Source organism: Bacillus sp. Brlt_9, assembly GCF_051948935.1.
Lineage (GTDB): Bacteria > Bacillota > Bacilli > Bacillales > Bacillaceae_G > Bacillus_A.
Genome location: NZ_JAYJLO010000002.1, coordinates 257,115 through 269,754 on the forward strand (window position 1 = coordinate 257,115; position 12,640 = coordinate 269,754).

The following is a 12,640-nucleotide window of genomic DNA, read 5'->3' on the forward strand; positions in this document are numbered from 1 at the left end:
TTAAACGTAAAGAGTGAGGTTATTAGACAGATTGAGAAGATAAGGCTAACATCAAAATTTGGTGTTAGCCCAATTTTCTTCTTACGCTAACCTTAGCTCTCAACGAAGGGGGTCAAATTGTGCTAAGAGATTTATTCGTGAAAAAGAAAAAGTACGCTGCAATACCTTCAGAACAAGTACGAAAAGATGTACCAGATGGCGTTATGACAAAATGTCCGAAATGTAAAAAAATCATGTATACGAAAGAGCTTCTAAAGAATTTAAAAGTATGTGTGAATTGTGGATATCATCATCCTATGAATGCATGGGAACGTCTTGATAGTATATTGGACGAAGGGTCATTCCGTGAGTATGACAAAGAAATGGTTTCATTAAATCCACTCGAGTTTCCAGGATATGAAGAGAAGCTAGAGAGCGATCGTAAGAAGACTGAATTGAACGAAGCGGTTGTAACTGGTGAAGGAACAATTGATGACATGCTTGTTGTTGTTGCAGTAATGGATTCTCGTTTTCGAATGGGGAGCATGGGCTCTGTTGTAGGAGAAAAAATTGCCCGTGCGGTTGAAAAGGCATACGACTTACAAGTTCCATTTATTATCTTTACTGCTTCGGGTGGTGCCCGTATGCAAGAAGGGATATTAAGTTTAATGCAAATGGCAAAAACAAGCGTAGCTTTGAAAAAGCATAGTAATGCAGGAGGATTATTTATTTCTGTTATGACTCACCCAACGACGGGCGGGGTTTCAGCGAGTTTCGCTTCACTTGGTGATTATAATCTTGCAGAACCGGGAGCGCTAATCGGATTTGCTGGTAGACGTGTAATTGAACAAACTGTGCGCGAGAAACTACCAGAAGATTTCCAAACGGCAGAATTCTTACTAGAACATGGTCAATTAGATGCTGTGGTGCATCGTGATGATATGAGAGAATCGCTTCGCAAGATTTTAGAAGTTCATCAAGGAGGGGAAATGGCTGTATGGCAGAGCTAGAATTTGAGAAACCAGTTGTTGAGCTAAGAAATAAGATTCGTGAACTGAAAGACTATACGAAAAACAGCCAGATGGATTTCAGTGAGGAGATTCGTATTTTGGAAGACAAGCTAGAAAATTTAGAGGAAGATATATACGGCAATATGAAAGTATGGGACCGTGTTCAAATTGCTCGTCATGCAGAACGACCGACAACGCTCGATTATATTGAGCACTTATTTACTGATTTTTTTGAATGTCATGGAGATCGTCTATTTGGCGATGATGCAGCGATTGTCGGCGGCATTGCGAAGTATAAAGGGATGCCTGTAACTGTAATTGGGCATCAACGCGGAAAAGATACGAAAGAAAATATTCGCCGTAATTTTGGGATGCCTCATCCAGAAGGATATCGAAAAGCACTTCGTTTAATGAAGCAGGCGGAAAAGTTCAATCGTCCAATTATTTGTTTTATTGATACGAAAGGAGCTTATCCTGGTAAAGCTGCTGAAGAACGTGGTCAAAGTGAAGCTATCGCTCGCAATTTATTTGAAATGGCAGGATTAACAGTACCTGTTATTTGTATCGTTATCGGCGAAGGTGGTAGTGGTGGTGCACTAGGTCTTGGGGTAGGGGATTACATTCATATGCTAGAAAATTCCACTTATTCTGTTATTACACCAGAGGGTGCAGCGGCAATTCTTTGGAAAGATGCAGGAAAAGCAAAGGAAGCTGCAGAGGCGATGAGAATTACAGCGGCAGATTTGAAAGAATTAGGTGTAATTGACGAAATTATTCCAGAGACAAAAGGTGGAGCACACCGTAATGTTTTGAAACAGTCAGAAAATATAGACTTAATGATTAGAAAAACTTTTGAACAATTAAACGGAATTTCGAAAGATGAATTAATCGAAAAACGTTATGAAAAATATATGAAAATTGGGCAAGTTTCGTTTTCAAACGCTTCCATTGGGATAAAATAAGAAAAGCGTGCGTTCCTCTTCGCGAATGCACGTTTTTATTATGAAAAGACACATCTTCTCCATTGTGTTTTTATATTTTTTCGTGTTATTTTATTATAAGGCAAATAATCTTTATGAGGTGAGTACAAATGAAACGTATTGGTGTATTAACAAGTGGTGGAGATTCACCTGGTATGAATGCTGCCATTCGTGCAGTTGTTCGTAAAGCGATTTTCCATGATATTGAAGTATATGGTATTTACCATGGATACGCTGGTTTAATTTCTGGTCATATTGAAAAATTAGAACTTGGTTCTGTTGGCGATATTATCCACCGTGGTGGTACAAAATTATATACAGCAAGATGTCCTGAGTTTAAAGATCCAGAAGTACGACTAAAAGGTATCGAGCAATTAAAGAAACACGGTATCGAAGGACTTGTTGTTATTGGTGGAGATGGTTCTTACCAAGGTGCTAAAAAATTAACTGAACAAGGATTCCCATGTGTTGGTGTACCAGGTACAATCGACAATGATATTCCTGGAACAGATTTCACAATTGGTTTCGATACAGCTTTAAATACTGTTATTGATGCAATTGATAAAATTCGTGACACAGCTACATCTCATGAACGTACATATGTTATCGAAGTAATGGGACGTCATGCTGGAGATATCGCATTATGGGCTGGTTTAGCTGATGGTGCTGAAACAATTTTAATTCCAGAAGAAGAGTATGACATGGAAGATGTTATCGCTCGTCTGAAGCGCGGTAGTGAACGTGGTAAAAAACACAGTATTATCATTGTGGCTGAAGGTGTTGGAAGTGCAATTGACATCGGTAAGCACATTGAAGAAGCAACAAACTTTGATACTCGCGTAACTGTATTAGGTCACGTACAACGTGGTGGATCACCAAGTGCACAAGACCGTGTATTAGCAAGCCGTCTTGGCGCAAGAGCAGTTGAATTATTAATTGCTGGTAAAGGTGGACGTTGTGTAGGTATTCAAGATAATAAACTTGTTGATCATGACATTATCGAAGCGTTAGCTCAAAAGCATACAATCGATAAAGATATGTATCAATTATCTAAAGAATTATCCATCTAATCGGCGTAATGTCGGATATTTGGGAACGGTTTCATAATTTTCGGAGGTGCAATATGCGTAAAACTAAAATTGTATGTACTATAGGTCCTGCTAGTGAAAGTATTGAAAAATTAGAGCAATTAATCGAAGCAGGTATGAACGTTGCTCGTTTAAACTTCTCTCATGGTAGCCATGAAGAGCACGGCGCTCGTATTAAAAACATTCGTGAAGCTTCAAAGAAAACTGGTAAAACAGTTGGTATCTTACTTGATACAAAAGGTCCAGAAATCCGTACTCATGACTTCGTAGACGGACAAGCTGAGCTTGTAACAGGTGCAGAAGTAGTTCTTTCTACTGAGCAAGTATTAGGTACTGCTGAGAAGTTCTCTGTATCTTATGCTGGTCTTTATGACGATGTAGACCCAGGTTCTCGCATTCTAATCGATGACGGTCTTATTGAGCTAGAAGTAATCGAGAAAGCTGACGGAAATATCCGTACAAAAGTTCTTAACAGCGGAACTGTAAAAAATAAAAAAGGTGTTAACGTACCAAACGTAAGCATTAAGCTTCCTGGTATCACTGAAAAAGACGTAAAAGATATCATCTTCGGTATCGAGCAAAAAGTTGATTTCATCGCAGCTTCATTCGTACGTAAAGCATCTGACGTATTAGAAATTCGCGAATTATTAGAAGAGCATAACGCTCAGTACATCCAGATCGTACCAAAAATCGAAAATCAAGAGGGTATCGACAACATCGATTCAATCTTAGAAGTTTCTGACGGTTTAATGGTAGCTCGTGGTGACATGGGTGTAGAAATTCCACCAGAAGAAGTACCATTAGTACAAAAACGTCTAATCAAAAAATGTAACGTGTTAGGTAAACCAGTTATTACTGCAACACAAATGTTAGATTCTATGCAACGTAACCCACGTCCAACTCGTGCGGAAGCAAGTGACGTAGCTAACGCAATCTTCGATGGTACAGATGCAATCATGCTTTCAGGTGAAACAGCTGCTGGTCAATACCCAGTAGAAGCAGTAACAATGATGGCTAACATCGCTGTACGTGTTGAAAAATCATTACAATACGAAGATATGTTCAAAAAACGTATTAAAGAGTTCACTCCAACAATTACAGATGCAATTAGCCAATCTGTTGCGCATACAGCACTTGCTCTTGATGTAGCTGCAATCGTAGCTCCAACAGAAAGTGGATATACTGCGAAAATGATCTCTAAATACCGTCCAAAATCTCCAATCGTAGCTGTAACATCTGACGAGCAAGTGGGACGCCGTCTTGCACTTGTTTGGGGTGTACAAGCATTTATGGCTGAGAAGCGCGCAGCTTCTACTGACGAAATGTTAGATACAGCAATTCAAACAGGTATGGATGCAGGTCTAATTGGACTTGGAGACACTGTAGTAATCACTGCTGGTGTACCAGTTGCTGAAACTGGTACAACAAACTTAATGAAAATCCACGTTGTTGGCGAAGAAGTTGCTAAAGGACAAGGAATCGGTCGTAAAGCTGCAAAAGGTAAAGTAGTCGTAGCGAAAACAGCTGCTGAAGCTGTAGCGAACGTAAACGAAGGTGATATCCTTGTTACAACAAGCACTGATAAAGATATGATTCCTGCAATCGAAAAAGCTGCTGCTCTAGTTGTAGAAGAAGGCGGTTTAACAAGCCACGCGGCTGTTGTAGGTGTATCAATCGGTATTCCTGTTATCGTTGGTGTAAACGGCGTAACAGCAACTTTAAAAAATGGCCAAGAAGTAACAGTTGATGCAGCACGCGGAATTGTTTATAATGGACATGCGGAAGTGCTATAAGTAATACGGAGAGAAGGATCGGAGTCCTTCTCTTTTTTTTACACAAAAATGAGATATAACTAGCTTGAGGCGTCTGAAATTGCTTTTAAAAGCTGTTTATTAGGAAGTTTGATAAGAAAGTGTATTTGATTTTAATGTGGTGTATAGGGGCGTTGTGAGGGCGTTTAAAGTGATCGCATATGAGAGGAGTGTAGAACTATGAAGTGGTTACTATTGTTGTTTATTTTAATACCGGCGATTGAGATTACAGTCTTAATTGGATCGAGTCATGTAATAGGTTTATGGTCTACGTTCGCTATGATTGTATTTACGGGTGTTGTAGGTGTGTATTTAGCGAAAAGGCAAGGGTTTAAAGTGCTTGGAGAGATTCAATCTAAGTTGAATAGAGGGGAAATGCCAGGAGGAGCAGTGCTGGATGGTATTTTTATCTTTGTAGGAGGTATTCTTTTAGTGCTTCCTGGATATGTAACGGATATAATGGGTTTTATCTTTGTTATCCCTGTGACAAGGGCTTTGTTGAAGCCAATTGTTATGAAGTGGATGGAATGGAAGTTTAGAAAGAACTCTACTATTATTGTGCAGAAATAGTGCTTAGATTATAGCGATCTAAGCACTATTTTTTTGTTTGCAAAAAGGATGACTGGATGGTTAAAGGGCTGTCGATAAAAAATCTGGTTGGTGAAGATTATGAGTGGGGGACAAAATCCTTACGTTAAAGTTTTATTTGTTGTGTATTTTTTGGTTGGATATGTGATAAGAGGAGTTATTAGCTCTTAATGAAAGTATTGTAAGAGAAAATTTCTAAACTTAAGCTTGTTTTCGTGTATGAAAAGAATTAATTAGTGTGGAAAAGTTAAATGAGAGGAGTAAAAAGCTTGGTTTACGTCTAATTCTATGTTGTTTTGTATATTTATCCATTTCCATAAAAAGTAATAAATGTAAGTAATATTTATGAAAATAATAGAATAAATATGTAAAAATACCTCGAAATATACGTTTTTATGCAAAAAACAAGAGAATTATCCTGTTTTTAGGCCAATTCTCTTGTTGTATGTAATGAGTGTAAAAAATAAGTACAAGGAATAATCAGTGGGAATTTCCCACTGATTACATGTAAGTTTTTTGTTGTATATGAATTAGAAACTATTATTTTGAAGGTGAGCCTTTAATATATTTCCACAAATCATGGAATACACGAGCTTTGTGCAATGTATTAAGTAGTACTAAGGTGACTGGACCGATGATTAATCCTAAAAAGCCAAAAAGCTTAAAGCCGACAAATAGAGCGATCAGTGTTGCTAATGGATCGAGGCCAATATTAGAAGAAAGTACTTTAGGCTCCATAATTTGTCTTTGGACAATCACGACGATGTATAAGATGAGAAGACCGATGGCGAAAGCAGTGTCGCCAGTGAAAAATACGTATATAACCCAAGGAACGAAGACAGCGCCTGTTCCTAAATACGGGAGTAAATCTACAACCCCTGTAATAATCGCGATAGTAATGGCGTATGGTACGCGTAATATTAACAGTCCGATTAGTACAATAACAGTTGTCATAGATACGAGTGTAAGTTGTGCTTTAACAAAACCGAATAAAGCTTTTCTTAAATCGACAAAAATAGTTTTTCCATAGCCATGAACACGATTAGGCAAAAATTTTCTTACTTTCTGAGCAAGACGGTGCCAATCGTAACTAATGAAGAAAGTGGCTAATAAAACGAATACAAGGACAGTTAAAGTTGTTGGTAATGCACTAATGAAATTTGTTAACCCGCTTATAATTGCAGTTAAAAGTTCTTTCATTTGTGTCGTTGCTTCGGTTCCTAAGTTTTGAATGTTTTGTGTAATCGTATAACGCTGTGGTTCCCCAAGATGATTAAATTTAGAAATTAAATCATCATAGAGAGGCATAATATGATTAAGTGCAAATTGCTGAGCGAATGCAACGATATCCGGAAACTTAACTGTAACAAGTTGTAGTAAGTATGTTGTGGCAGATATTGCTTCTGTTACAAGATATGTAACGAGTCCGACGATAGCTCCGAATACGAGAATTAAGCTAACGAGTACTGCGAGTGCGCGAGGAAATTGTAGTTTTTGATTAAGGAAATTGACGACAGGATTAATCAAATAAGCAAATGCGAAAGCGATAATAAAAGGGTAGATAAGTCCTGACATATATAGTAATGCATAGAACCCGGCTACCGTTGCTACAATGACAAATATGAGTCGCAATATCATATATAGTAAGTTTCGGTTCAAAGATGTATACCTCCCATTCCAATTTGGATTATCCTAATTCGTTCAACTTATAACGAGTGTGATGCACTGATTAAAGTTTCACTTTATGTTATAGTGGAATGATGGATTTAGCCTGCTTTTTCAGTACATGAATGACTGTGAAAGCTTGTTGATGATGCTTCTACTATATGGTAAAAACTTCATTTTCTCTTCTTTTTATTTTACCTGTTTCTTATTAGAAAAGAAAGAAGAGACGACCGTTTTCAAACATGTATACATGCTTTAATTTTTTTGTGTGAAAGTCTCGGTTTTTCATTTTAAAATACATAAAAAATTGAAGGTGTTATCGATAAATAGGCATCCGTATATCATGTATAACGATAGGTTTAAAGGTATTTTTGTTTGGAAATGAGTTCATTATTTTCAGAAAGGAAGTGCAGACATGATTAGTCAGTCAACGTTATTTTTATTCATACTACTTATTATAGGACTTATTGCCAAAAATCAATCGCTTACTGTAGCTATTGGTGTGTTATTTTTATTGAAATTTACGTTTCTAGGAGATAAGGTCTTTCCTTATTTGCAAACGAAAGGAATTAACCTCGGTGTTACGGTTATTACAATCGCAGTACTCGTACCGATTGCGACGGGGGAAATAGGGTTTAAACAACTTGGAGAAGCAGCGAAATCGTATTATGCATGGATTGCTTTAGCTTCAGGGGTAGCGGTTGCTTTGTTAGCGAAAGGCGGTGTGCAATTATTAACGACAGATCCTCATATTACAACTGCGCTCGTTTTCGGGACAATTATAGCGGTTGCTTTATTTAATGGGGTTGCTGTAGGTCCATTAATTGGGGCTGGAATTGCCTATGCAGTCATGAGTATTATACAGATGTTTAAATAAGGAATTTTATAGTAATATAAAATTTTTGAATTCTTTCTGTTCACAAAAGTCAGATAATTGTTTATAATAGGATTAGAAACTTTGAAAAGTTACATAACAGCAGAGACTTTACACCAGATAAAATAAAAACAACATAAAACAATTTTATAATGATATTGTTTTATGTTGTTTTTATCATAAAACTCTTCGGAATTCATTTTCCTCACTAACTTGTTGTTTTGAGCGTGAGGATTCGGGGAGACATTCACGCTCATGCTTTCCATGTAGGTAATGGACATTAAGAGGGGAACATCGCAAAAAATTTGCATGATCGTGCATTTTGCTTGCCTAAAGAGTGAACGGGCGTTCATAATTTATAAGGGGAGCAAATAGATATAAGGAGCAAGGTTGGGAGAATTTTCAGGAAAAGGAGAGAATGTCATGACTGTTATTCGAGGTTTAGAAGGGGTAGTAGCAACAACATCATCTGTGAGCTCTATTATTGATGATACATTAACTTATGTTGGGTATAATATTGATGATTTAGCTGAGAATGCTACATTTGAAGAAGTAGTATACTTATTATGGCACCGCAAGCTTCCTAACGAACAAGAACTAGCGGAATTTAAAGACACTGTATCTGAATACTATAAAGTTCCGGGTGAGATTTTAACATATTTGAAACAAGTAGATTTAAAAATTGCGCATCCGATGTCTGTTTTACGAACTGCAATTTCCATGCTATCATTATACGATGAGAGCGCTGAAATTATGGATGGAAAGTCCAATTATTTGAAAGCGGTTAAATTACAGGCTCAAGTAGGAACTTTAATTGCTGCTTATGCAAGAATCCGTAAAGGCTTAGATGTTGTTGAGCCGAGAAAAGATTTATCATTAGCTGCAAACTTCTTGTACATGTTAAATGACCGCGAGCCAAATGAAGTTGAAATTGAAGCTTTTGATAAGGCGCTTGTACTTCATGCGGATCATGAGTTAAACGCTTCTACATTTACTGCGCGTGTTTGCGTAGCTACACTTTCAGATGTATATTCTGGTATTACAGCAGCAATTGGTGCATTAAAAGGTCCTCTTCACGGCGGGGCAAATGAAAATGTAATGAAGATGTTAACTGAAATTGGCGAAGAAGAAAATGTAGAATCATATATTCATAATGCTCTTCAAAATAAAGTGAAAATTATGGGATTTGGCCACCGTGTATATGAGCATGGTGATCCACGTGCAAAACATTTACGTGAAATGTCTAAGAGATTATGCGTGCTTTTAGGAGAAGACAAATGGTATAATATGTCTATCAAAATTGAAGACATTGTAACAAAAGAAAAAGGTCTTCCACCAAATGTTGATTTCTATTCAGCTTCTGTATACCATTGTTTAGGAATTGACCATGACTTATTTACACCTATTTTTGCAATTAGCCGTATGTCAGGCTGGTTAGCTCATATTCTAGAACAATATGAAAACAACCGTTTAATCCGTCCGCGTGCTGATTATAATGGACCAACACATCAAGTGTATGTTCCAATTGCACAACGATAAGCGAAAAACACTATTTTGATAGTGAAAATACGCTTTCAAAAGTCTGATTTTTTCGGGAAGATGTAATGATTAGAATATTTTAATTTTACTAACGGTTTGAACTGAGGGGTTATTCCCTCAGTTTCATACATATGAAATTTCAAACATGGGGGTTATCACATTGACGACAGGTGAAAAAATTACTGTAACTAATGGTGTTATGAATGTACCAAACAATCCGATTATTCCATTTATCGAAGGAGATGGAATTGGTCCTGATATTTGGGCAGCTGCATCTCGCGTACTAGAAGCAGCAGTTGAAAAAGCTTATGATGGTGAGAAGAAAATCGTTTGGAAAGAAGTGCTTGCAGGGGAAAAAGCATTCAACCAAACAGGCGAGTGGTTACCAGAAGAGACTTTAAATTTAATCCGTGAATATTTAATCGCGATTAAAGGCCCACTTACAACTCCAGTTGGCGGTGGTATTCGTTCTCTAAACGTAGCGCTTCGTCAAGAATTAGATTTATATGTATGTCTGCGTCCAGTTCGTTACTTTGAAGGTGTTCCTTCACCTGTAAAACGTCCGGAAGATACTGATATGGTTATTTTCCGTGAAAATACAGAAGACATTTATGCTGGAATTGAATATGCACAAGGATCTCCAGAAGCAGAAAAAGTTCTTGCTTTCTTAAAAGAAGCAATGGGTGTTAATAAAATCCGCTTCCCAGAAACATCTGGTATTGGTATTAAGCCGATCTCAGAAGAAGGGACAAAGCGTCTTGTTCGTGCTGCAATTCAATATGCAATTAACGAAAAACGCTCTTCTGTTACATTAGTTCATAAAGGAAACATTATGAAATTTACAGAAGGTGCTTTCAAAAACTGGGGTTACGAAGTTGCGGAACAAGAATTCGGTGACAAAGTATTTACTTGGGCTGAATATGATCGTATCGTTGAAAAAGATGGTAAAGATGCAGCGAATAAAGCGATGGCAGACGCTGAAGTGGCTGGAAAAATCATCGTAAAAGATTCTATTGCAGACATCTTCTTACAACAAATTTTAACTCGTCCACGTGAGTTCGATGTTGTTGCAACAATGAACTTAAACGGAGACTACATCTCTGATGCACTTGCTGCACAAGTAGGTGGAATTGGTATTGCACCTGGTGCAAACATTAACTATGTAACTGGACATGCTATCTTTGAAGCTACGCACGGCACAGCTCCAAAATATGCAGGTTTAGATAAAGTAAACCCATCTTCAGTTCTTCTTTCTGGTGTATTATTATTAGAACACTTAGGATGGAACGAAGCTGCGAAATTAGTAACTGCTTCAGTGGAGAAAACAATTGCTTCAAAAGTAGTAACTTATGATTTCGCACGCTTAATGGAAGGTGCAACAGAAGTGAAATGTTCTGAGTTCGCTAATGAACTTATTAAAAACATGGATGTAGCGATAATCAAAAACGCATAATTAAAGCGGGGGGTAAATTATGACAATCAAACGCAAGAAAGTTTCAGTCATCGGTGCAGGATTTACAGGAGCAACAACAGCATTCTTATTAGCACAAAAAGAACTTGCAGATGTTGTATTAGTGGACATTCCACAACTGGAAAATCCAACAAAAGGGAAAGCGTTAGATATGTTAGAAGCGAGCCCAGTACAAGGTTTTGATGCTAACATTATTGGAACATCTGATTACGCAGATACTGCTGATTCTGACGTTGTTGTGATTACAGCGGGTATCGCGCGTAAGCCTGGTATGAGCCGTGATGACTTAGTAGCAACAAACTCAAAAATTATGAAAAGTATTACGCGCGACATTGCAAAACATTCACCAAATGCGATTATTGTTGTATTAACAAATCCAGTTGATGCAATGACATATTCTGTATTTAAAGAAGCAGGATTCCCGAAAGAGCGTGTTATCGGTCAATCGGGCGTATTAGATACAGCTCGTTTCCGTACATTCATCGCACAAGAATTGAATCTTTCTGTGAAAGACATTACAGGATTTGTTCTTGGTGGACACGGTGACGATATGGTACCTCTTGTACGTTATTCTTATGCAGGTGGCATTCCGTTAGAAACGTTAATTCCGAAAGAGCGTTTAGAAGCAATTGTAGAACGTACCCGTAAAGGTGGCGGCGAGATTGTAGGCTTATTAGGAAACGGTAGTGCATATTACGCACCAGCTGCTTCTTTAGTTGAAATGACAGAAGCAATCTTAAAAGATCAACGCCGTGTATTACCAGCTATTGCGTACCTTGAAGGTGAATATGGTTATAGTGACCTTTACTTAGGGGTACCAGTAATTCTAGGTGGTAACGGAATTGAAAAAATTATTGAATTAGAACTTCTTGCAGATGAAAAAGAAGCGTTAGATCGCTCTGTAGAATCTGTACGTAATGTTATGAAGGTTCTTGTTTAATAATGAAATAGAAGTAGAAAAAGATTCGGGGCCCCGGATCTTTTTCTACTATTTATACAAATGTTTTTTTGAAATAATATGAAAACGCTATCATTTGGTGTATCCTATAACGGAACTATAGATTTATACTATACATTGCCCTCATCATAGTAAATTTCGGATCAAGTATCGCTTTTAGTAGGATAATAAGGTGAAAAAATCGGAGGGGGTTGTAACATGTTAAAGAAAAAAGTTCAAATTGGTCGTAAAATGGATGAAATTACAGTAGGAGAGAAATTGTCTATCACTGAAAAAATTGAGGATAAAGATTTGTTATTGTACTTAGGGTTAACGAATGATGCCAATCCATTATATATTCAGCATGATTACGCATCCCAAACTCCGTATGAAAAGCCGATTGTACCAAGCATAATGCTAACTGGAATGATTACAACGGCAGTTACGAAATATTTACCAGGTCCAGGTAGTCATATTACGAGAAAGGACCTTACATTCGTGAAGCATGTTCACCATTATGAAACGTTACAAATCCACTTTGAAGTTGTGGCTGTTTCTGAGGAGGAACATACAATTGATATGCTTGTATCTGCTCATGATGAAAAAGGGGATACTGTTGTGAAAGGCTCATTAACAGTAACGCCACCTTATAAATCAGTCTCTATTATGGAAAAAGCATTAGATAATTTTTAAAACAT

General features: G+C 37.4%; 11 protein-coding genes. 10 read left to right on the plus strand and 1 reads right to left on the minus strand.

Annotated features, from left to right (window positions below):
- Window positions 1-119 precede the first annotated feature (119 nt).
- The 5 genes from accD (at window position 120) to VF726_RS07610 (ending at window position 5,438) form a co-directional block, all read left to right on the plus strand.
- Window positions 120-989: an acetyl-CoA carboxylase, carboxyltransferase subunit beta gene (gene accD / locus VF726_RS07590; RefSeq protein WP_000942865.1), complete on the plus strand. Its 870-nt coding sequence runs from the start codon at window positions 120-122 to the stop codon at window positions 987-989.
- Complete coding sequence (gene accA, locus VF726_RS07595) at window positions 977-1,951, plus strand: acetyl-CoA carboxylase carboxyl transferase subunit alpha (RefSeq protein WP_060632500.1); 975 nt, start codon at window positions 977-979, stop codon at window positions 1,949-1,951. Before accD ends, accA begins: the two co-directional genes overlap by 13 nt.
- Window positions 1,952-2,079: 128 nt before the next feature.
- Window positions 2,080-3,039 carry a 6-phosphofructokinase gene (gene pfkA / locus VF726_RS07600; protein ID WP_000821161.1) on the plus strand — a complete coding sequence of 320 codons (960 nt, stop codon included), beginning with the start codon at window positions 2,080-2,082 and terminating at the stop codon, window positions 3,037-3,039.
- 53 nt (window positions 3,040-3,092) lie between these two features.
- Window positions 3,093-4,850 (plus strand): pyruvate kinase, encoded by a 1,758-nt coding sequence (gene pyk / locus VF726_RS07605; RefSeq protein ID WP_048531634.1) that lies wholly within the window; start codon window positions 3,093-3,095, stop codon window positions 4,848-4,850.
- 198 nt (window positions 4,851-5,048) lie between these two features.
- The gene (locus VF726_RS07610; protein ID WP_440167141.1) at window positions 5,049-5,438 is read left to right on the plus strand and encodes an FxsA family protein; all 390 of its coding nucleotides are present in this window, start codon (window positions 5,049-5,051) and stop codon (window positions 5,436-5,438) included.
- 558 nt (window positions 5,439-5,996) lie between these two features.
- Here VF726_RS07610 and ytvI read toward each other — a convergent pair.
- On the minus strand, window positions 5,997-7,115 hold the full coding sequence (ytvI, locus tag VF726_RS07615; protein WP_001081377.1) for a sporulation integral membrane protein YtvI: 1,119 nt from the start codon (window positions 7,113-7,115) through the stop codon (window positions 5,997-5,999).
- A gap of 421 nt (window positions 7,116-7,536) precedes the next feature.
- On the opposite strand from ytvI, the gene VF726_RS07620 reads away from it, so the two are divergent.
- From VF726_RS07620 to VF726_RS07640, 5 genes are all read left to right on the plus strand, one after another.
- Window positions 7,537-7,998, plus strand: coding sequence for a DUF441 domain-containing protein (locus VF726_RS07620; protein ID WP_000625507.1), 462 nt, complete (start codon window positions 7,537-7,539; stop codon window positions 7,996-7,998).
- Window positions 7,999-8,385: 387 nt separating this feature from the next.
- On the plus strand, window positions 8,386-9,534 hold the full coding sequence (citZ, locus tag VF726_RS07625; protein WP_440167144.1) for a citrate synthase: 1,149 nt from the start codon (window positions 8,386-8,388) through the stop codon (window positions 9,532-9,534).
- A gap of 160 nt (window positions 9,535-9,694) precedes the next feature.
- Window positions 9,695-10,987, plus strand: a complete 1,293-nt coding sequence (gene icd, locus VF726_RS07630; RefSeq protein ID WP_000206898.1) for an NADP-dependent isocitrate dehydrogenase — start codon at window positions 9,695-9,697, stop codon at window positions 10,985-10,987.
- 19 nt (window positions 10,988-11,006) lie between these two features.
- Window positions 11,007-11,945 carry a malate dehydrogenase gene (gene mdh / locus VF726_RS07635; RefSeq protein WP_000153232.1) on the plus strand — a complete coding sequence of 313 codons (939 nt, stop codon included), beginning with the start codon at window positions 11,007-11,009 and terminating at the stop codon, window positions 11,943-11,945.
- A gap of 216 nt (window positions 11,946-12,161) precedes the next feature.
- A complete protein-coding gene (locus tag VF726_RS07640) occupies window positions 12,162-12,635 on the plus strand; it encodes a MaoC family dehydratase (RefSeq protein ID WP_000914178.1) in 474 nt (157 codons plus the stop codon).
- The last annotated feature ends 5 nt before the right edge of the window (window positions 12,636-12,640 follow it).